Consider the following 18,469-nt stretch of genomic DNA (forward strand, 5'->3'; position numbering starts at 1 on the left):
CTCACACCGCCAGGTTCTCGCGGAGCGTGGCCCCCGGGTACCGCGGCGCGAGGGCCCCGCGGCAGCGGAGCTCCGGCACGAGCAGCTCGCTGAGGTCGGCGAACCCGGACGGCATCCCGAGCGGACTGGACAGCATGTAGCCGCCCCGCCCACCGGTCGCGGCGAAGTTCTCCTGGAGCGCGTCGGCCACCCCCGCGGCGTCGCCGACGAGCATGTGGTCGAGGCCGGTCGCGGCGCGCCACCCGTGCTCGAAGAAGTCGTCGCGGTCCATCGTGTGGTCCTCCCCGAACTCGGCGACCAGGCTGCCGACGAGTCCCGCCGGGCTCGCCTGGGCGGCGACGATCTCGTCGCGCAGGTCCCCGAGCCGGAAGGAGGCCGGCAGCGTCGAGAAGTCGTACCCGGCGTTGTGCGAGATGAAGGTCCCGACGGCCTCGCGGTTCCAGAACGACAGGAGCGAGTCCCGTCGGGCCTGGGCTTCGGCGAGCGTCGCGCCGACGATCACCTGGGTCGCCCAGAGGATCCCGACCGCGGCGGGGTCCCGTCCGGCGTCCGTCAGTGCCGCGTCGAGGGCGTTCCGGTGTCGGAGCTGCCCGGCGACGCTCGCCCCGAACCCGAACACGAGGTCGGCGAACGACGCGCTCGCGGCGATGCCCCGCGGCGAGTTGCCCGCCTGCACGACGACCGGGTGGCGCTGCGGACTCGGGACGCTGGCGAGCGGCCCCCGCACCTTGAAGAACCGGCCGTCGTGGTCGATGGGGTGCACGCGCGCAGGGTCGGCGAAGCGCCCGGTCGCCCGGTCTCGGACGATCGCGTCCGGCGCGACGGAGTCCCAGAGCGCACGGCAGACGCCGATGAACTCCTCCATCCGCTCGTACCGGAGGTCGTGGTCGATCAGGTGGTCGGAGCCGTAGTTCGCGGCGTCCGCACCCCGCGAGGACGCGACGACGTTGAACGCCATCCGGCCGCCCGTGACGTGGTCGAGCGAGTTGAGCAGCCGTGCGGTGGAGAACGGGTGCGTGAAGGTCGACGAGTAGGTGAGTCCGAACCCGATGTGCTCGGTCACCGTCGACATCGCCGCGATGACCGGCGACATGTCCTGCCGGGGCCACTGGATCCCCCACTCGACCGCCGGGTCGATGCTGCCGCGCCACGTGCTCGGGACGCCCGAGCCGTCACCGAAGAACAGCATGTCGACGCCGGCGCGCTCGGCCGTCCGGGCCACCTCCATGTACATGCGGACGTCGGGGAAGTCCTGGCCGACCCAGCTGCCGGGTGCCGCCCAGCGCCCCTCGGTGTGGGTGAAGGACAGGTCGTAGGCGATGTGCATGCCGCTCACGGGGCACCCACCGGCGACGCCGCCCACGCCTGCCACAGCGCGGTGGTCTCGGCAGCGTCCGTGACGACACCGACGTTGAGCTCGATCATCGTGAGCGCGGCGTCGTGCACGTCGATGTCGTAGGCGGCGGTGGCGTCTGCCGGCACCACGACGGGCCAGCCGAGCTGCATCGCGTCCTGCGCCGTCGCGAAGACGCAGCACTCGGACGTGAGTCCCACGACGGTCAGCCAGCCGATCCCGGCGGTGGTGAGCCGCGCCTCCAGGTCCGTGCCGAGGAACCCGCTGTAGCCGCGCTTGACGACGCGGGTCTCACCGGGCGCCGGCGCCGTGCGGTACCACTCGGCGCCGGCGGTGCCGATGCGGCAGGGCTCGTCCTCCGGCATCGGTCCGTCGAGCGCACCGCCGCGCAGCCACGTGCTGCTGTGCCACGGGGCGGACGGGTCGCTGCCGAGCTCGACCCAGACGACGGGGACGCCGGTGGCTCGCGCCTCGTCGACGAGGGCGCCGATCCGGACGATCGCGGCGTCCACCGCAGCGAACGCACGGTCGTCGAGCCCGTAGCCGGCGATGCGCGCGGGTTCACCGAAGTCGCGCTGCACGTCGACGACGACGAGCGCCGGCGTGCGGCTACCAGCGTCCAGCAACCGGGCGAGTCGCGGGTCGAGCCCGCCGCTGCCGCCGGTCACCGGACGACCGCCGCGTCGTGCTGGCGGAGTGCCGGCAGGACGGTCTCGCCGAAGCGCACCATGTCCTGGTCGTACTCGGGGAAGATCAGCATGAGGCCGTCGAGCTCGCCCCGGTCGACGATGTACTCGATGTGCTCCGTGACGGTCTCGGCGGAACCGGCGACGTACGCGGTCTGGAACGCGTCCTCACCCGCAGCACCGTCCGCCCACGCACGGGCCTGCTCGGCGGGGACGCCCCACGACGCCCGCATCGAGGCCAGTGCCTCGCGGTCGACGCCGGCACCCCACTCGCGCACCTTCCGCTGCGCGGCCTCGTCGGTCTCGTCCTGCACGACGGTGAGCATCGAGTAGGTCCGGCACACCCGACCCTCGTCGGCCGCGCGGTCGTGGACGTCGCGGGACAGGTCGCGCATCTCGTCGAGGCTGTCCGCCGCGAGGAACGCACCGTCGGCGTACTTCGCCTGGAACGCGCGAGCGGCCTCGGACTTGCCGGCGCTGATGATCGTCGGCCTGCTGGCCGGGTGCGGGCGGGACTCGCAGGCGTCGAGGTCGAAGTACGGCGTGTGCATCGTGACGCTGTCCTCGGTCCAGAGGCGGGTGACCGCTTCGGTCCAGAGCTCGGTCATCCGGTAGCGGTCGGCGTGGCTGAGGCCGGCGTCCCAGATCCCGAACTGCTCGAACTCGGCCGCGTAGGCCCCGTTGACGATGTTCATGCCCGCCCGACCCCCGGAGAGGTCCTGCAGCGTCGTGTACATCTTCGCCGCGACCGCCGGGTTGTGGACGTTCGCGTGCATGGTCGCCCAGATCTTCACGCGCTCGGTCGCCTCGGCGATCCCGGCCATCATCGTCATCGACTCGAGGGAACGTCCCCAGTGGTCGGTGCTCCCGCCGAAGCCGCGCCACTTCGCCATCGACATCACGAAGTCGAGGCCGATCGCTTCGGCGTGCAGGGCTGCGCGCTTGTTCCAGGCGTAGGTCGCCTCGGGGTGTGGGGCGGTGTCGGAGAGCATCCATCCGCCGTTGCCGATCGGGAGGAAGATCCCGTACTCCTTCGCGGGCATGGTGCGCCGCCTCTCTGGTCGTTGCTCGGTGCGTGTCACGTCGTGCCGGGTGGGTCGCGCGTCCGCGCGACCCACCGTGGTCACGGCGCGGGCCAGACGGTCTCGCCGTCCTTCGTGATCGCGTCGATGTACTCGTTCGTGAACCAGCTCTTCGCGTCGTCCGCGGTCACCGAGCTCTTCACGATGTCGAACTGGTGCAGCATGTCGACGAGCTTCGACACGTTCTCGGGGTCGATGCCCCCGAGCGGCTGGCCCGGCGTCGGGTTGTCCGCGATGACCTTCGTCTCGGTCGTCCAGATCTTCGCGTTCTGCGCCTCGTCGTAGGTCGCGCCGGAGAGCTTCGCGGCGTACCCGACGCACTGCTTCGTCTTCGCGGCGCTCGACGAGCAGAAGTCGTAGGCGTGCAGGGCGGCGCGCAGGACGTCCTCGACGGCGGTCGGGTGTGCCTTCGCGAACGCGGGGTTCACGGCCATCGCGCCGATCGACGAGGGGATCCCGTAGTCGACGGGCTGCCACACGGTGACGTCGTCGCCGGCGGCCTTGAGCAGGTTCGGCTCGTTCGACACGAAGCCGGTGAGGGCCTCGAGACCGTTCTGCTTGCGCGGCAGGACCGAGGGGTCGTAGCCCTCCTTCACGAGGGTGAGCGAGTCCCAGTCCACCCCGGCCTTCTCCATCATCGCCCGGACGGAGGCGGGGACGTAGCCCTTGTGGCCGACGACCTTCCCGTCGAGCTGCGGGAGCTTCGTGATGTCCTTGTTCGTCATCAGGATGTCGAGCCCGGCGTTCGAGTACGACGAGATGCCGGTGATGTCGATGCCGTTCGCCCGGGCCTGGATGAGGTCCTGCTCCGCGACGGCCGACACGGTCGCCTGGCCGCTCGCGAGGAGCTTGGTGTTCTGCGCGGTGTCGCCCGACCCGGGCTTGAGGGTGACGTCGAGGCAGAGGTCCTTGAAGTAGCCCAGTTCGTCGGCCGCGATGTACTCGAGGATCGACGCCGAGGACTGGTACTGGTAGCCGGACAGGTAGGTGATGGGGCCGGCGGCCTTGTTCTCCTTGCACCGTTCGGCGGAGATGGCGCTGCCCTCGGACGAGCCGGTGCCCGCGCTCGAGCCGGTGCTGCAGCCGGTGAGGGCGAGGGCCACGGCGGCGGTGGCGGCGAGGGCCGCGAGCGCGGCCGTGGTGCGGTGCGGGCGGGTGCGGTGCGGGTGGGTGCGGTGCTGCATGGTCACTCCTGTGGGAAGGGATGGGTGGTGCAGGGCGGGGGCGGGGCGGGGGGCGGGTCGAGTGGGTCGGGTCGTTGCCGGGTGTCGGCCTGGAGGCGCGGCTGGCGTCGCGCGGGCAGGCTCGCGCCGACGGGTGGTGCTGCTGGGCCGCGGGGCGGCGTGCGGTGGCCGGGTGGTGCGGCGGGTGGCGGGGCGGCGGGGCGGCGGGCGGCGGTCGCCGTCAGTCGTTCGCGGTGCGGTGCCAGCGGAGGACCCGCCGCTCGACGAGCGAGATGAGTCCGAGCAGGACCACACCCATCACCGCGAGGATCGCGATCGCGGCGTACACCACGGCGAGCTGGTTCATCGACGACGCCGTGCTGATCACCGTGCCGAGCCCGCCCGTCGACCCCGACGCGGAGAGTTCCGCCACGACCGCGCCGATGATCGACAGCGGGAACACGATGCGGAGCGCCGCGAAGACGAACGGCAGGGCGTTCGGGATCCGCAGGTGCACGAGCATCTCGAGGCGGGACGCGTCGATCGTCCGGTACACCTGCAGCACGGGCTGCGGGACGGACCGGAGCCCGGCCGCGGTGTTGATGAGGATCGGGAAGAAGCAGATGAGCGCCGTGATCACGAGCTTCGGCAGCGGGCCGAACCCGAACGCCACCACCAGTGCCGGGGCGATCGCCACGAGCGGCGTCACGTTGAGGACGATCGCGATCGGCATCACCGCGCGGCGGACGATCGGCAGCTCGCTCGTCAGCACGGCGAGGACGAACGCGGCCACGAACCCGATGCCGAGGCCGACGAGCGACTCGACGAGGGTGATCCCGGCGTTCTGCAGGTAGTAGGGCAGCTGCGTGGCGAGGGTCTCCCCCACCGCGGGCAGCGGCGGCAGCAGGTACGGCATCGTCGTCGCGCCGATCTGCCAGAGCACGGCGAGGACGGCGAGCATCACGACGAGGGGCGCCCAGACCGTCGGGCGCATCCAACCGGGGAGCGGCCGACGGGTCGCTGCGGCCTCGGATTCGGCGGTGGTGGTCGTGGCGGAGGCGGTGGAGGTCGTGCTGGTGGTGGTCATCGTGTCGTCTCCCTCAGGCCGCGTCCGTCGCACGCCACGCGCTGTGCAACCGCGTGCGGACGAGGTCCTCGTACTCGTGGAAGCGCCGTTCCTCGAACAGACGCTGGTTCCGCGGTCGCGGCAGGTCGATGTCGATGACGTCGACGATGCGCCCGGGACGCGGTGCCATCACGACCACGGTGTCCGACATCCGGACCGCCTCGGACACCGAGTGCGTGACGAAGAGCACCGTCGTCCGCAGCTCGTCCCAGAGGTCGAGCAGCTGGTCCTGCAGGGCCTCGCGGGTGAACTCGTCGAGGGCCGAGAACGGCTCGTCCATGAGCAGCACGTCGGGGCGCAGGCCGAACGCCCGGACGATCGCCGCACGCTGCTGCATGCCACCGGAGAGCTGGGCGGGCAGCTTGTCCTCCGCCTCGCCGAGCCCGGCCATCCGGAGCAGCTGTCGCATGTCCGGGCCACTGGCCGCACCGCGCTCCGCGAGGTCCTCGATGGCGGCGCGCCGACGCCCGGCACCGGGGTTGACCCGGCCGGCGAGGGAGACGTTCTGCAGCACGGTGAGCCACGGCAGCAGCGCCGGCGTCTGGGGCACGAGGCCGATGAGCTTCGCCGCGCACGCCTGCGCCGGGGTGACGCCGTGGACCTGCACGTCGCCGCGGTCGGCGGGCTCGAGGCCGGCGACGAGCCGCAGCAGCGTCGACTTCCCGCAGCCGCTCGGGCCGATGAGCGACACGAACTTCCCGGGCTCGATCGTCAGCTCGACGTCGTCGAGGGCCACCATGGCGCTCGGACCGCTGCCGTACACCTTGCGCACCGCGTCCACCCGGACCGCTGCTGTGGTCATCCGTTCCTCCATACCGTCGGCGAGCACGCAGGCTCGGTCTCGTATGGCGGAGAGCGTGCGTCGCGAGCTCGGGTTCGTCTGCGACGCGGAAATCCGCTGCTGGTGATGAGGTTAGGACGCTCGTGTTACGGAGTCTGGCCACATGTGTTGCGAACGTGTGAACGACTGCACGGGGTCAGCGCCGCGAGGGCGCCGCCGTCCGCCCGTCCCAGACGAGCACCTCGATCCCGAGGTCCTCGGCGGCCACCGAGACCCACCCGGCGAGCGCCCGCGCTGCCGGTTCGGCGACGACGAGGACGGCCCGCTCGGCCCCGGGGACGGACTGCCGCAACCACAGCAGCTTGAACAGGTCGGCCATCACCTTGTTGCGCCAGGCCGGCTTGTAGGCGCCCTGGTTCGCCACGAGCTGCACCACCACGCGGTCGTCGGCGTCGATGCCCTCGACCTCGACCCGGGCACGGTCGAGCACGACGGTGCGGGGACGGAGGACGAGCCCGAGTGCGGTCCCGGTGTCGTCGAGCATCCGCCGCTCGACGGAGTCGGGGGCGAACCGGCCCCAGTCGGAGCGGGCGTCGGGGACCTCGGTCATGTCGGCAGTGTAGGCGGCCGCTCAGTCCGAGCGCGCCGCCGACTCCAGTGCCTCCGCCGCCGCCCCCGCGCGCACGATGTCCGTGTCACTCACTGACTTCGCGTTGTACTCGGCCTTGTTCTTCACGGCGAGGAGTACCTCGAGGTGCTTCGCGACCGCCTGCCCGGCCGCCGCTCGGAGCACCGGAACGGCCTCGTCGTGGGCACCGGTCCGCGAGTACCTGCCGGTCCTCGCGACGCAGATCGCGTCCGCCGCGGCGATCCCGCTCAGCACGCACTGCACGACGAAGGCGTTCGCGAACGGCGACGTCGAGGTGAGCACCCCCGACTCTCCCCCGAGCTCGCGCAGCGTGTCGGCAGCGTCGAGGAACTCGGTGGCCTTCGCGAGTCGGCCCCGGCGGAACGACTCGTCGCCCTGCGCGGTGGTGCCGGTACGCGGTGTCACCCGGCCAGCGTACGGAGCTTCCGGGACAGCCAACGACCATCACCTGCGATGGGAACACCGTCCCTGGCGACGGACGCGAGGAGCGGATCCGCAGCGTCGATCTCGCTCTCGTCGAAGACCACGGGACGCACGACGTTCCCGGTCCACCTCTGCGCGCGTTCGCACAGCGCGTGGACGGCGTCCTCCGCCTCGGGACGACGCCCGGCGATGACGACGAAGCAGAGGTCGAGGTCACTGTCCGGCCGCATCTCACCCCGGGCACCGGAGCCGAACACGGCCGCGTACCGGAGTGGGAGGCCGTCGCACCCGACGGTGAGCCGCTCGAGGAGCTCGCGCCGCATGTCCGCCAGCGCTCGGACCGCACCAGCGGCGAGGTGGTCGGGGTTCAGCGCGAACGCCTTCGTCCGTCCGGTCCGGAACCCGTTGACGATGCCCTGTTCCGTCAGCCGGTCCGCGCTGTTCCGCACACCGGCGTACGAGCGATCGGGCACGAGCCGACTGATGTCCGCGATCGTCATCGGTCCGGCCGCTCGGGAGAGCACCATCAGCACGTCGCCGTCGACCGCAGTGGTCACGGAGGCGAACGGGCGTTGGAGCTGCATAGTGGTAGAAAACTACCGCAATCGGTAGTTTTCTACCACTCTGCCGCCTGTTGGTAGATCCCCTCAGCATCGGTCGTTCGCGGAGTCGAGAGCGAACCGGCCCAATCCGGGGCGGGCGTCGGGGACCTCGGTGTAGGCGGCGTCGCCCGCGCCGATACACCGTTATGAAAGAGCAGTTTCATAACAATCGATCGAGGATTGATGCAGCCGAGTCCGTACACGCCCGGAGAAGTCGCACGGATCGTGCCCGGTCGCGCCCGGCAGCTCGCCGAGGTCGACGAACGCCTCTCGACGCTCATCGACCTCGGGCGGCTCGTCGGACGGATCCGCGTCGACCACGCCGCCCGAGGATTCGGGAAGACGTCGCTGCTCCGCGAGTACCAGCGACGCGCGTCGGCCCGCGGCGCGGCGACGGTGTGGGTGACCGCGGGCGAGGAGCAAGGACTCATCGCGCAGATCGCAGCGAGTGTCCACACCATCACGGACGGCTTGGCCGAGCACGTCAGGACCGGGCTGCGGGAACGGATCGAGACACTGCAGCTCTCGGTCGGGGTCCCCGGCATCGCGACCGCGACCAGCACGTTCCGACCACCGACCGACGGTGACCGTCCGGACCAGTCCGGAGCGCGCGCTCTCGAGGCAGTGATCCGGGCGGCCGTCGCGGAACGACCACTGGTGATCCTGATCGACGAGATCCAGTCCGCAGATCCCTCGGGACTCCGGACACTGGTGTACGCCTGGCAGCATCTCCAAGCCGAAGGCGCGGACGTCCCGGCAGCCGTGTTCGCTGCAGGGCTCCCGAACGCACCCGAGACCATCGCCGGGATCGTCACGTTCAGCGAACGGCTTGCGTACCGCCCGCTCGGGCCGCTCCACCGCGAAGCCGAGGAGATCGCACTCATCGGACCCGCTCGCGCACTCGGGGTCCACTGGACGCAGCCCGCGGTCGACCGTGCTCTCGCGATCGCGCAGGGATACCCCTACTTCGTCCAGCTCATCGCGGATGCGGCCTGGACGGCTGCAGGACGGCCCGATCCGGGAAGCGCCATCGAGCTCAGCGCGGTCGAGCACGGACGCAACGCGATGCAGGCGGATCTCGATGCCTTGTTCCGAGCACGATGGTCTGCGTGCTCTCCGTCGGAACGACGCATGCTCGCAGCCATCGCTGAACACGGGGACGGGCCGGTGTCGCGCGCTGCGATCGCGGCGTCGCTGAACACGGGCAGCAACCAGCTCTCCACGCCCCGTGCACGACTGATCGACAAGGGACTCATCCAGCCCGCCGACCGCGGCACGCTCGAGTTCACGATCCCGGGGTTCGCAGCGTTCGTCCGCGACAGCGAGACGTAGGCACCACCCCTCGACGCCGACCGCCCCGCTCAGACCACCGACCACCCGCCGTCGCTCGGCAGCACCGCGCCGTTCACGTTGGCCGAGTCGTCGCTGAGCAACCACGTGATCGCCGCCGCGAGCTGCTCGGGCTGCGCCACCGGCGGGATCGTCGTCTGCATGATCGGCCCCACGCGTCCGGCCGCGTACTCGCTGCGCATCGGCGCCTCGATGTTCGTCGCCACCGCACCGGGCGCGACGGCGTTGGCGCGGATGCCCTGCGGCCCGTGGAAGAACGCGACGCTCTTCGTGAACCCGGCGATCGCGTGCTTCGACGCCGTGTACGCAGCACCCGCGGCCGACGCCCGGAGCGCCGCCTCGGACGCCACGTTCACGACCGCACCGCGTCCGGCGGCGATCATCAGCGGCAGGACCGCTCGGGTGAGCCGCATCGGCCCGGTGACGTTCACGCTGAAGACGCGGTCCCAGGTGGCGTCGTCGACCTCGCTCGGCGGGAGGAACGCGTCCATGATGCGGCGACGTTCGCGAGCCCGTCGACCCGGTCGCCCGCGGCGGCGAGGAGCGCGTCGATCGTCACCGGCGCGGCGACGTCGCCGATGACGGTCTCGACGTCGAGGCCGGCGGCGTCGACGAGTTCGGCGCGCAGCACATCGAGCCGTTCGGCGACGACGTCGGTGGCGATCACCCGCCCGCCCTCGTTCGCGATGCGCGTCGCCGTGGCGCGTCCGATGCCGGAACCCGCTCCGGTGACGATGATGGTCCTGCCGGTGAACCGTCCGGCGGTGGTGTCGGTCATGTCGTCTCCTCACTGAGAGGCGCTCGCTGCGCCACCACAGTTGTAGCACTCAGTGCCGAAAGGAATCCATGAGCTCGACGAGCGACCGGCCGACCGGACGCCCGCGGACGATCGACCCCGCCGCGGTGTCGCTCGTGGCCCTGCGGCTCTTCGACGAGCAGGGCTTCGACGCCGTCTCGATGGACGGCGTCGCGACGGCCGCCGGGGTCAGCCGCCGCTCGTTGTTCCGGCTCTTCCCGAGCAAGGCCTCGCTCGTGTGGGGCGGCCTCGACGAGTTCGCGGTGCGCTTCACCGACGAGCTCCGCCTCCGTCCGGCGTCCGAGTCCGCGTGGGTCGCGCTCCGCGCCGCGTACCGGGTCGGAGCCACGTTCCCGGACGACACGATCGAGATCACCCGCCACCGCCTGCGGGTCATCCGCGCGAACCCCTCCCTCGAGCGCGGTGGGGAGGCCGCGTCCACGGCCCTGACCGGGGTGATCGAGCGGTTCGTGGCCGAGCGGGACGGCGGCTCGGTCGACGACCTCGCGACGCGGGTCCGCGCACACGCCCTCGCGGCGGCGGCGAGCACGGCGCTCACGTGGTGGGCGACGCACGGCGAGGGCCGCCCCGAGGACGTCGTCGACGAGGCCCTCGCGCTGTTCGGCTGACGGACCGGGGATGCGACGGACGGGAGGCGCGTTACGGGCCCGCACCGCGCCTCCCGTCCGTCACCGGTCGCGCCCACTGCCCACCGACGCCCGTCAGACCCGGCTCTCGATGCGCTTGCCGCGCACGTCGCGCGAGAGCGCGTCGATGCGCGCCAGGTCGTCGGCCGTGAGGACGACACCGGCCGCCGCCACGTTCTGCGCGACCCGGTCGGGGTTCTTCGACCCCGGGATCGGGACGACGTCGCCCCGCTGCGCCAGGATCCACGCGAGGGACAGCTGCGAGAGCGAGACGCCGTGCTCGTCGGCGATCGCGGTCAGCGCCCGGACGACCGCGACGTTCTGGTCGAAGTGCTCCGGCGCCCACCACTCGAGCATGTGCCGGATGTCGTCCTCGGGGTAGGCAGACCGCGGCTGGACGGCCCCGCCGAGGAACCCGCGCGCGAGCGGCGAGTAGGCCACGAGCCCGATGCCGAGCTCGTCGACGAGCGGGAAGAGTTCCTCGGACTCCCGGGCGAACACGGAGTACTCGGTCTGGAACGCCGAGATCGGGTGCACGGCGTGGGCCCGACGGAGCTGGTCGCCGTCGGTGTTCGAGAGCCCGAGGTACTTGACCTTGCCGGCCTGCACGTACTCCGCCATCACGCCGACGACGTCCTCGATCGGCACCGCCGGGTCGTGGACGTGCTGGTAGAGGAGGTCGATCGAGTCGGTGCCGAGGTTCCGCAGGCTCTGGTCGACGACCTCGCGGATGTGCTCGGGGCGGGAGTCGGGCGCCCAGTCGTCCGCGGTGAAGCCGAACTTGGTGGCGATGGTGACCTCGTCGCGCACGGGCGCCAGGGCCGCACCGAGGAGTCGTTCCCCGGCACCCCACCCGTACATCTCGGCGGTGTCGAAGTGGGTGACGCCGAGGTCGTGCGCGCGACGGATCGCCGCGATGGACTCGGTGTCGTCGGCGGGACCGTACGCGAAGACCGTCCCCATCGCGCCGTAGCCGATGGATCCGACCGTGAGGCCCTGGGTCCCGAGAGTGCGCTGCTGCATGTGCCGTCCTTCCGTCGTGTCTGGCGATGCAGATGACACTGTACGCCCGTTCTGTCAGTCTCTGACAACTTGGTCATGTTCCGCCTACCTCGGTACGATGCCGTCGTGGGTGAGACGAGCGCGCGGACCGGTCTGCGGGACATCACGCGCGAAGCCGTGCGCGCGCGGATCGCAGCGGTCGCCGTCGCCCGGTTCGACCGCGACGGGTTCGACGCCGTCACCGTCGAGCAGATCGCGGCCGAGGTCGGCATCTCGGCGCGGAGCTTCCACCGGTACTTCCCGGCGAAGGAGGACGCCGTCATCGGCGATCCACTGCGACACCGGGGTGCGCTCGCGGAGGCGCTCCGGGAGCGTCCGGACGACGAACCGGCGTGGACCGCGCTGCGCGAGGCGTTCGTCGGCATGATGGTCCGCGCCGACGAGGACCCCGAGTCCGGTCGGCGGTCGGTCCGCGTCATGACGTCGACGCCCTCGCTCCGCGCCCGCAACCTCGAGAAGCACCTCGCCTGGGCGGACGTCCTGACGCCGATCCTGACCGAGCGGCTGCGCGCCGGGGACCCCGACGGCGCCGAGCTCGGTGCGGCTGTCCTCGTGCAGGCCGCGCTCGGGTGCTTCGACGTCGCGATCGCCACCTGGTCCGTCACCGACGAGGACGCTTCGGCCCTGCTGCGCCGGACGTTCGACACGCTCGCCGCGGCGGTCTGAGCGGTAGGGTCCGGGGCATGAACGTGAACGGGCCCTCGCCCTACTTCCAGTTCGACGGCACCGCGCTCCAGGCACTCGGGCGCTGGCAGGACGTCTTCGGCGGCGAACTCAGCATCGCCACCTTCGCAGACTTCTCGCGCACCGACGGCCCCGCCGACGCGGTCGCGCACGGGCAGCTCACCGGCGGCGGCATCACGCTGTTCGCCGCCGACGCCCCGACCGGCGAGACCTCGTTCTCGGCGACCGGGCTGCTCTTCTCACTGCTCGGCGCCGCCGAACCCGACGTGCTCCGCGGCTGGTTCGACGACCTCGCCTCGGACGGCACCGTCGTGGACCCACTGCAGGAACGTCCGTGGGGCGACTGGGACGGCACCGTGCGGGACGTCTTCGGCGTCACCTGGCTGATCGGCTTCGAGGCGGCGGCACTCGCGTGACCGACCGCCCCACCGTGCTCTTCGTGTGCGTGCACAACGCCGGCCGGTCCCAGATGGCCGCCGGCTACCTGCAGCACCTCGCGGGCGACCGCGTCCGCGTGTTCTCGGCCGGCAGCGAACCGGCCGACCGCGTCAACGCCGTCGCGGTCGCGGCCATGGCGGAGGAGGGCATCGACATCGCGACTGCCGTCCCCGCCGTGCTCGAGACCGACACCGTGCGGGAGTCCGACGTCGTCGTCACGATGGGCTGCGGCGACGCGTGCCCGGTGTTCCCCGGGAAGCGCTACGAGGACTGGGAGCTCGACGACCCGGCCGGGCAGCCGATCGACCGCGTCCGCCTCGTCCGGGATGCCGTCCGCGCGCGGGTCGAGCAGCTGATCGCGACCCTCTGAGCAGGGACCCCGACGCTACCGCTCGTCGAGCGCCAGCAGCGGTGCCCAGTACGCATCGGGCCCGTCGGCGACCACGGCGTCCGGTTCGAAACGGAAGCCGTAGCCGCGGACGAAGTCGAGGGCCGCTGCCTGCTCCCCCGCCGCGTCGTCGTCCGCCTCGTCGAAGAGGTACTCGCCGTGTCCCATCCGGACGCCCGAGTCGCTGATCACCGTGAGGTCCCAGCGGCCCTCCTCGGCACGTTCGATCCGCACGACGGCGGCCTGCTCAGCGGTGAAGTCAGCCATGCGGCGAGCATACGGATGTCACGCGTCAGGCGCTCAGCTTCGCGAACGACGACCGGTGCCAGACCAGCGGGCTGTGCGCGAAGTCGGACATCAGACCGTTCACGCGGAGCACGACGATGTCGTGGTCACCCGCCGGGTACGTGTGCTCCACCGAGCACTCCATCCAGATCGGCGCCCCCTCGAGGAACACCGCGCCCGTGTCGGACACCGTCGTGTCCACGCCGACGAAGCGCACGGACTTGTCGCGCGAGGCGAGCTGCCGCGTGACGTTCTCGTGCCGTTCGCCGAGCACCGAGACGCCGATCGACTCCGCTCCGGCGAGCGCCGGCCACGTGGACGACGAGTGCTGCACGGCGAACATCACGAGCGGTGGGTCCTGCGAGACGCCGACGGTGAAGGACGACGCGACGAGCACGGTGGGGGCGCCGTCGACGATCGCGGAGAGTGCGGCGACGCCGCAGGGGAACCCGGAGAACGCCTGCCGGAGGAGCGTCGGGTCCGCGGACTCGGCGGTGTAGGGCTTGATCATGCGCTGGTGCCTTCCTTGGTCGGTGCGGATGCGGCGGCGAGGACGACGTCCCGCCAGCGGGCGAGCCAGCCCTCGGTCGACGACTCGTCGGTGTAGTGCTTGTCGTTCAGGTACAGGCCCTGCACGGGCACGGTGGCGCCGAGCTCGACGAGCACGGGCTTGAGGAACACCTCGGGGGCCATGTGGTGCGCGGGACCGGCGCCGAGCATGAGCGGGACGGCGGTCACCCCGGCGAGCCCGTCGGCCGTCGCGAACTGGTCGAGGAACAGCTTCAGGACGCCCGTGTAGGTGGCCTTGAAGGTGGGCGAGGCGACCACGACGAGGTCGGACGCGGCGACGGTCGCGACCGCGGCCTGCACTCCGGGGTCGCCCCAGCCGAGGATCCCCGGACCGAGGGCGATGACGTCGACGACGTGGTCGGGCGCGGACCCGGTGAGTCGTTCGGCGACGATCGTCGCGGCCTCGAGCGTGTGCGAGCCGGGCTTGGGGTTGCCGGCGACGACGGTGGTGATCATGGCGACCGTTCCTCTCTCTCGGATCTCATCCAACGCCGTGGCGGTTACCCCGTCGTGAAGGTGCCGTTACCGTTCATTGCGCGAGCCGCCCTGGTGGTGACCACACGGAAACCGCAGGTCAGGGGCGGAGTCGAGCCGCGCCTCCCGGCAACTCGCGTGTCAGAACGCGAGCAGGTTCTCGCGGAACGTCTCGTGCTCGTAGCCGTCCCTGATCAGACCGCGGCGTCGGAGCACCGGCGCGAGTCCGTCGCAGACCTCGGTGAGGTTCTTCCGGGTCACCGGGAGTCCGACCAGGAAGCCGTCGGCGCCCGAGGCGGCGATCGCCTCCTCCATCTGGTCGGCGACCGTCTCGGGGCTGCCGACGAGCCGGACCGATCCCGTGGTGTCGCGCTGCGCGGGGAGGGCCTCGCGGAGCGTCTTGCCGTCGGCCTTCGCCAGGAACGCCTCGATGACGCTCTGGTGCCCGTTGCTCGTGCCCTTGAGGTCCGCCGGCAGCGGTTCGTCGAGGTCGAACTGCGCGAAGTCGAACCCGGACGTGTAGGACAGGTTCGCCAGCTGCGCGTCGATGTTCTCCCGGGTGGCGGCGAGCTGTCGGGCCTGTTTCGCCTCGGCCTCGTCGTCGGTGTCGGCGAGCACGGGCTCGACGAGGAACAGGATCTTCGCGTCCGTCTCCTCGCGGCCGAACCCGACCATCCGTCGGTGCATGTCGTCGACGTACTCGCGCATGGCGTCGACGCCCGGTGCCGAGGCGATGAGCGTGTCGGCGTTGCGCGCGCCGAGGTCGCGACCCGCCGGGGAGCCGCCGGCCTGGCAGACCACGGGGTGTCCCTGGGGGCTGGCGACCGTGTTGAGCGGCCCACGGGTGCGGTAGTACTTCCCCGCGAAGTCGGCGTACCGCACCTTCGTGTGGTCGGCGAAGACGCCGGTCGCCTCGTCGAGCACGAGGGCGTCGGCGTCCCACGTGTCCCAGAGCGCCCGGACCGCGTCGATCCACTCGTCGGCCATCGCGTACCGCTCGTCGTGCTCGAAGTGCTGGTCGTAGCCGTAGTTCTGCGCGGCCGCGTGCGGTGAGGCCGTGACGAGGTTGATGCCGACGCGGCCGTGCGTCAGGTGGTCGAGCGTGGACATCAGCCGGGCCGCGAGGAACGGCGGGTAGAAGGGCGTCGCGGCGGTCGCGATGATGCCGAGGTGCTTCGTCGCGGCGGCGAGCAGCGGGACCAGCGGCATGGGGTCGTGCCGCACGATCGCGGAGCGCAGCGAGTGCTCGAACGAGGAGCCGAACACGTCGGGGAGGACGGACGAGTCCTCGAGCATCATGAAGTCGAACCCGGCCCGCTCGAGCGAGGTGGCGGCGTCGACGAAGAGCTGCGGGTTGGCGACGTCGTGGCGGACGTTTCCGGACCACTGCCCGTTCCAGCCGTAGACGCCGAAGCCGTAGCCGAGGAACCAACCGAGGTGGAACATGGGTGTGCCTTCCGTGGGAGGTGGTGTGGTGCCGGACGGTGCTGCGCCCGGTGGTACGGCAGCGGGTGGTAGTCGATGGAGGCGCCGAGCTCGGCGGCGGCGCGGAGTCCGAAGCGCGGGTCGCGCAGGAACTCGCGGCCGACGAACACGACGTCCGCCCGCCCCTCGGCGACGACCGCCTCGGCCTGGTCGGCTGTGGTGACCAGCCCCACCGCGCCGACCGGTGCGCCGGTGGCGGCCCGCAGCCGTTCCGCGTGCCCGACCTGGTAGCCCGGGAACACCGGGATCTCGGCGTCCGGGACCATCCCGCCGGTGGACACGTCGAACAGGTCCGCTCCGGCCGCCACCGCCCAGGAGGCCGTGGTCGCCGTGTCCTGCTCGGTCCAGCCCCCGGGGACCCAGTCGGTCGCCGAGAAGCGCACCAGGATCGGGAACCCGTCGCCGAGGGCGGCGCGCAGGTCGCGGACGACGTCGAGCAGGAGGCGGGCCCGTCCGTGGAGCGAGCCGCCGTACTCGTCGTCGCGCGTGTTGGCGAGCGGCGACAGGAACTGGTGCAGCAGGAACCCGTGCGCGGCGTGCAGCTCGACGAACTCGAACCCCGCGTCGCGCGCCCGGACGCCCGCCGCGACGAACGCCCGGTGGATCCCGCGGACCTCGTCGGTGCTGAGTTCCCGCGGGGCCGTGTACCCGGTGTACGGCACGGTGGACGGTCCCACGACGGGCCACCCGCCGTCCGCCACGGGCACGGTGCCGCGGACCCGGTCCCAGCTCCGCCCGGTGGACGACTTGCGACCGCCGTGGCTCAGCTGGATGCCGATGCGGACGCCCTGGTCGCGGACGAACGCGGTGGTCGGGCGCCAGGCGTCGCGCTGCGCGTCGTCCCATAGCCCGAGGTCGTACGGCGTGACCCGGCCCTCCGGGGTGACGGCGGTGCACTCCGCCACGATCGCCCCGGCGCCGCCGAGCGCGAGCCCGCCGAGGTGCACGTGGTGGAACGGGGTGGGCATGCCGTCCCGCGCCTCCACCGTGAACATCGTCAGCGCGGGCACCCAGAGCCGGTTGCGGAACCGGGTGCCGCGCAGCTCGATCGCCTCGAACAGCGCCGGGGCGTCCGGCATCAGAACGCCCGCAGGTTCTCGCGGAGCGTCGTGCCGGTGTACTCGTCGCGGATGAGCCCCCGGCGGCGCAGGGCCGGGGAGAGGCCGTCGGCCACCATGGCCATGTTGAGGCGGGTCGTCGGCATGTAGACGAGGAAGCCGTCGCCGCCGACGTGCTCCATGAACTCGCCCATCTTCGCCGCGACGGTGTCCGGCGAGCCGACGAACCCGAGGTCGTTCACCTGGTGCGACGAGGCGACGACCTCGCGCAGCGTGCGGCCCTGCTGCCCCTCGAAGAGCTTCTCGATCGAGGTGTACTCGCCGTTCTGCTTCGAGATGTCGATGTCCTCGACCCGGGTGTCCGGGTCGATCGCCCCGAAGTCGATGCGACCACCGGACGTGTACGACATGTTCCAGAGGTTGTACTCGATCGCCTTGTCCGAGGACATCGCGAGCCGGGCGGCCTCCGAGGCGGCCTGCGCCTCGGCGTCGGTGGCGGCGATGGTCGGCGTGACGATGAACAGGAACTTCACGTCGTCCGGGTTCCGGCCGGCGGCGGCGACCCGGGCGCGCATGTCGTCGCGGTACGCCTTCGCGCTCTCGGGCGTCTTCGACAGGGCGATCATCGTGTCGTCGTGGAGCGCGGCGAGCTGCCGGCCCATCTCCGATCCACCGGCCGAGCAGATCGGGACGACGCCCTGCGGCCCCGGGATCGTGTTGAGCGGCCCGCGCGAGCGGAAGAACTCGCCGCGGTGGTCGATCGGGTGCACCTTCGTGTGGTCGGCGTAGACGCCCGCGACCGGGTCGGCGACCACGGCCCCCGGTTCCCAGGACCCCTGCAGGGCCTTGACGACGTCGGCCCACTCGATCGCCATCCGGTAGCGCTCGTCGTGGTCGAGGTGCTGCTCGTAGCCGTAGTTCTGGGCGACGCGATCGGTGACGCTCGTCACGACGTTCATGCCGATGCGCCCCTCGGTGAGGTGGTCGAGCGTCGTGCCGAGGCGTGCGGCGAGGTACGGCGGGTACTGGATCGTCGAGAACGTCGGGACGATGCCGATGTGCTTCGTGGCCTGCGTCATGAGCGGGACGAGCGGCATGGGGTCGTTCTTCGGCGCCATGAACCCGCGCCGCAGCGAGGTGTCGGCGGTGCCGCGGTACGAGTCCTCGACCATCGCGGTGTCCTCGATGAGGATGTAGTCGAAGCCGCCGCGCTCGAGGTTCTTCGCGAGGTCGATGTAGATGTCGGGCTTCATCCAGTCGGTCACGTTCGTGCCGGTCCAGGGACCGTCGCCGTTCGTGTCGGACCAGGCCTGGATGCCGAAGCCGTTGCCGAGGAACCATCCGAGGTGGAACATGTGGAGCCTTT

The 18,469-nt window shown here is 71.5% G+C and carries 20 protein-coding genes and 2 pseudogenes; 5 read left to right on the forward strand and 17 right to left on the reverse strand.

Going from position 1 to position 18,469, the window contains the following annotated elements:
* Position 1 precedes the first annotated feature (1 nt).
* The 9 genes from WFH25_RS15275 to WFH25_RS15315 all read right to left on the reverse strand — a co-directional run bounded on the left by WFH25_RS15275 (position 2) and on the right by WFH25_RS15315 (position 7,848).
* Entirely contained in the window at positions 2-1,327 is a 1,326-nt protein-coding gene (locus WFH25_RS15275) for an NtaA/DmoA family FMN-dependent monooxygenase (RefSeq protein ID WP_336698469.1), read from the reverse strand.
* A gap of 5 nt (positions 1,328-1,332) precedes the next feature.
* A complete protein-coding gene (locus tag WFH25_RS15280) occupies positions 1,333-2,022 on the reverse strand; it encodes a cysteine hydrolase family protein (RefSeq protein WP_336698436.1) in 690 nt (229 codons plus the stop codon).
* Positions 2,019-3,083: an LLM class flavin-dependent oxidoreductase gene (locus tag WFH25_RS15285; RefSeq protein WP_071295311.1), complete on the reverse strand. Its 1,065-nt coding sequence runs from the start codon at positions 3,081-3,083 to the stop codon at positions 2,019-2,021. Before WFH25_RS15285 ends, WFH25_RS15280 begins: the two co-directional genes overlap by 4 nt.
* A gap of 80 nt (positions 3,084-3,163) precedes the next feature.
* A complete protein-coding gene (locus tag WFH25_RS15290) occupies positions 3,164-4,306 on the reverse strand; it encodes an ABC transporter substrate-binding protein (protein ID WP_336698438.1) in 1,143 nt (380 codons plus the stop codon).
* 220 nt (positions 4,307-4,526) lie between these two features.
* On the reverse strand, positions 4,527-5,372 hold the full coding sequence (locus WFH25_RS15295; protein WP_336698440.1) for an ABC transporter permease: 846 nt from the start codon (positions 5,370-5,372) through the stop codon (positions 4,527-4,529).
* A 13-nt stretch (positions 5,373-5,385) separates the two neighbouring features.
* Positions 5,386-6,213, reverse strand: coding sequence for an ABC transporter ATP-binding protein (locus tag WFH25_RS15300; protein WP_336698442.1), 828 nt, complete (start codon positions 6,211-6,213; stop codon positions 5,386-5,388).
* 175 nt (positions 6,214-6,388) lie between these two features.
* The gene (locus tag WFH25_RS15305; protein ID WP_336698443.1) at positions 6,389-6,802 is read right to left on the reverse strand and encodes a hypothetical protein; all 414 of its coding nucleotides are present in this window, start codon (positions 6,800-6,802) and stop codon (positions 6,389-6,391) included.
* 21 nt (positions 6,803-6,823) lie between these two features.
* A complete protein-coding gene (locus WFH25_RS15310; protein WP_071303613.1) occupies positions 6,824-7,246 on the reverse strand; it encodes a hypothetical protein in 423 nt (140 codons plus the stop codon).
* Positions 7,243-7,848, reverse strand: coding sequence for a nucleotidyltransferase domain-containing protein (locus WFH25_RS15315; protein ID WP_070416861.1), 606 nt, complete (start codon positions 7,846-7,848; stop codon positions 7,243-7,245). The genes WFH25_RS15310 and WFH25_RS15315 overlap by 4 nt, the downstream gene beginning before the upstream one ends.
* A gap of 201 nt (positions 7,849-8,049) precedes the next feature.
* Between WFH25_RS15315 and WFH25_RS15320 the strand changes: the two genes are divergently transcribed.
* Complete coding sequence (locus WFH25_RS15320) at positions 8,050-9,198, forward strand: ATP-binding protein (protein WP_336698444.1); 1,149 nt, start codon at positions 8,050-8,052, stop codon at positions 9,196-9,198.
* A 29-nt stretch (positions 9,199-9,227) separates the two neighbouring features.
* On the opposite strand, the pseudogene WFH25_RS15325 reads toward WFH25_RS15320, so the two are convergent.
* Positions 9,228-9,994, reverse strand: a pseudogene (locus WFH25_RS15325) (SDR family NAD(P)-dependent oxidoreductase).
* Between the two features lie 68 nt (positions 9,995-10,062).
* Here WFH25_RS15325 and WFH25_RS15330 point away from each other — a divergent pair.
* The gene (locus WFH25_RS15330) at positions 10,063-10,641 is read left to right on the forward strand and encodes an acyl-CoA-like ligand-binding transcription factor (protein ID WP_229087308.1); all 579 of its coding nucleotides are present in this window, start codon (positions 10,063-10,065) and stop codon (positions 10,639-10,641) included.
* A 93-nt stretch (positions 10,642-10,734) separates the two neighbouring features.
* Here the strand turns inward: WFH25_RS15330 and WFH25_RS15335 are convergent, their stop codons facing one another.
* Positions 10,735-11,682: an aldo/keto reductase gene (locus tag WFH25_RS15335; protein WP_229087307.1), complete on the reverse strand. Its 948-nt coding sequence runs from the start codon at positions 11,680-11,682 to the stop codon at positions 10,735-10,737.
* A 105-nt stretch (positions 11,683-11,787) separates the two neighbouring features.
* Here WFH25_RS15335 and WFH25_RS15340 point away from each other — a divergent pair, with 105 nt between their 5' ends.
* From WFH25_RS15340 to WFH25_RS15350, 3 genes are read left to right on the forward strand one after another with little or no spacing between them, the layout of a single operon-like run.
* Entirely contained in the window at positions 11,788-12,387 is a 600-nt protein-coding gene (locus WFH25_RS15340) for a TetR family transcriptional regulator (protein WP_336698446.1), read from the forward strand.
* Positions 12,388-12,404: 17 nt separating this feature from the next.
* Positions 12,405-12,821: a VOC family protein gene (locus WFH25_RS15345; protein ID WP_175495971.1), complete on the forward strand. Its 417-nt coding sequence runs from the start codon at positions 12,405-12,407 to the stop codon at positions 12,819-12,821.
* The gene (locus tag WFH25_RS15350; protein ID WP_336698448.1) at positions 12,818-13,213 is read left to right on the forward strand and encodes an arsenate reductase ArsC; all 396 of its coding nucleotides are present in this window, start codon (positions 12,818-12,820) and stop codon (positions 13,211-13,213) included. The genes WFH25_RS15345 and WFH25_RS15350 overlap by 4 nt, the downstream gene beginning before the upstream one ends.
* 15 nt (positions 13,214-13,228) lie before the next feature.
* On the opposite strand, the gene WFH25_RS15355 is transcribed toward WFH25_RS15350, so the two are convergent.
* The 6 genes and pseudogenes from WFH25_RS15355 to WFH25_RS15380 all read right to left on the reverse strand — a co-directional run bounded on the left by WFH25_RS15355 (position 13,229) and on the right by WFH25_RS15380 (position 18,458).
* The gene (locus WFH25_RS15355; RefSeq protein ID WP_070416867.1) at positions 13,229-13,498 is read right to left on the reverse strand and encodes a hypothetical protein; all 270 of its coding nucleotides are present in this window, start codon (positions 13,496-13,498) and stop codon (positions 13,229-13,231) included.
* Positions 13,499-13,523: 25 nt separating this feature from the next.
* Positions 13,524-14,027 (reverse strand): flavin reductase family protein, encoded by a 504-nt coding sequence (locus WFH25_RS15360; protein WP_071295318.1) that lies wholly within the window; start codon positions 14,025-14,027, stop codon positions 13,524-13,526.
* Positions 14,024-14,542 (reverse strand): NADPH-dependent FMN reductase, encoded by a 519-nt coding sequence (locus WFH25_RS15365; protein ID WP_092384449.1) that lies wholly within the window; start codon positions 14,540-14,542, stop codon positions 14,024-14,026. The genes WFH25_RS15360 and WFH25_RS15365 overlap by 4 nt, the downstream gene beginning before the upstream one ends.
* Positions 14,543-14,701: 159 nt before the next feature.
* Positions 14,702-15,877 (reverse strand): annotated as a pseudogene (locus tag WFH25_RS15370) (NtaA/DmoA family FMN-dependent monooxygenase); the annotation flags it as partial.
* Entirely contained in the window at positions 15,856-17,124 is a 1,269-nt protein-coding gene (locus tag WFH25_RS15375) for an NADH:flavin oxidoreductase/NADH oxidase (RefSeq protein WP_336698450.1), read from the reverse strand. The gene WFH25_RS15375 and the pseudogene WFH25_RS15370, both read right to left, overlap by 22 nt.
* Positions 17,124-18,458, reverse strand: a complete 1,335-nt coding sequence (locus WFH25_RS15380) for an NtaA/DmoA family FMN-dependent monooxygenase (protein WP_022907949.1) — start codon at positions 18,456-18,458, stop codon at positions 17,124-17,126. The genes WFH25_RS15375 and WFH25_RS15380 overlap by 1 nt, the downstream gene beginning before the upstream one ends.
* Positions 18,459-18,469 lie beyond the last annotated feature (11 nt).

It is taken from the genome of Curtobacterium sp. USHLN213 (genome assembly GCF_037144815.1).
Taxonomy (GTDB): Bacteria; Actinomycetota; Actinomycetes; order Actinomycetales; family Microbacteriaceae; genus Curtobacterium.

Excerpts from the sequence above, each read along its gene's own strand:
- WFH25_RS15275 (WP_336698469.1), bottom strand. The coding sequence starts at position 1,327 with ATGCACATCGCCTACGACCTGTCCTTCACCCACACCGAGGGGCGCTGG.
- WFH25_RS15285 (WP_071295311.1), bottom strand. The coding sequence starts at position 3,083 with ATGCCCGCGAAGGAGTACGGGATCTTCCTCCCGATCGGCAACGGCGGA.
- WFH25_RS15290 (WP_336698438.1), bottom strand. The coding sequence starts at position 4,306 with ATGCAGCACCGCACCCACCCGCACCGCACCCGCCCGCACCGCACCACG.
- WFH25_RS15295 (WP_336698440.1), bottom strand. The coding sequence starts at position 5,372 with ATGACCACCACCAGCACGACCTCCACCGCCTCCGCCACGACCACCACC.
- WFH25_RS15300 (WP_336698442.1), bottom strand. The coding sequence starts at position 6,213 with ATGACCACAGCAGCGGTCCGGGTGGACGCGGTGCGCAAGGTGTACGGC.
- WFH25_RS15305 (WP_336698443.1), bottom strand. The coding sequence starts at position 6,802 with ATGACCGAGGTCCCCGACGCCCGCTCCGACTGGGGCCGGTTCGCCCCC.
- WFH25_RS15315 (WP_070416861.1), bottom strand. The coding sequence starts at position 7,848 with ATGCAGCTCCAACGCCCGTTCGCCTCCGTGACCACTGCGGTCGACGGC.
- WFH25_RS15320 (WP_336698444.1), top strand. The coding sequence starts at position 8,050 with ATGCAGCCGAGTCCGTACACGCCCGGAGAAGTCGCACGGATCGTGCCC.
- WFH25_RS15330 (WP_229087308.1), top strand. The coding sequence starts at position 10,063 with ATGAGCTCGACGAGCGACCGGCCGACCGGACGCCCGCGGACGATCGAC.
- WFH25_RS15335 (WP_229087307.1), bottom strand. The coding sequence starts at position 11,682 with ATGCAGCAGCGCACTCTCGGGACCCAGGGCCTCACGGTCGGATCCATC.
- WFH25_RS15345 (WP_175495971.1), top strand. The coding sequence starts at position 12,405 with ATGAACGTGAACGGGCCCTCGCCCTACTTCCAGTTCGACGGCACCGCG.
- WFH25_RS15355 (WP_070416867.1), bottom strand. The coding sequence starts at position 13,498 with ATGGCTGACTTCACCGCTGAGCAGGCCGCCGTCGTGCGGATCGAACGT.
- WFH25_RS15360 (WP_071295318.1), bottom strand. The coding sequence starts at position 14,027 with ATGATCAAGCCCTACACCGCCGAGTCCGCGGACCCGACGCTCCTCCGG.
- WFH25_RS15365 (WP_092384449.1), bottom strand. The coding sequence starts at position 14,542 with ATGATCACCACCGTCGTCGCCGGCAACCCCAAGCCCGGCTCGCACACG.
- WFH25_RS15375 (WP_336698450.1), bottom strand. The coding sequence starts at position 17,124 with ATGCCGGACGCCCCGGCGCTGTTCGAGGCGATCGAGCTGCGCGGCACC.
- WFH25_RS15380 (WP_022907949.1), bottom strand. The coding sequence starts at position 18,458 with ATGTTCCACCTCGGATGGTTCCTCGGCAACGGCTTCGGCATCCAGGCC.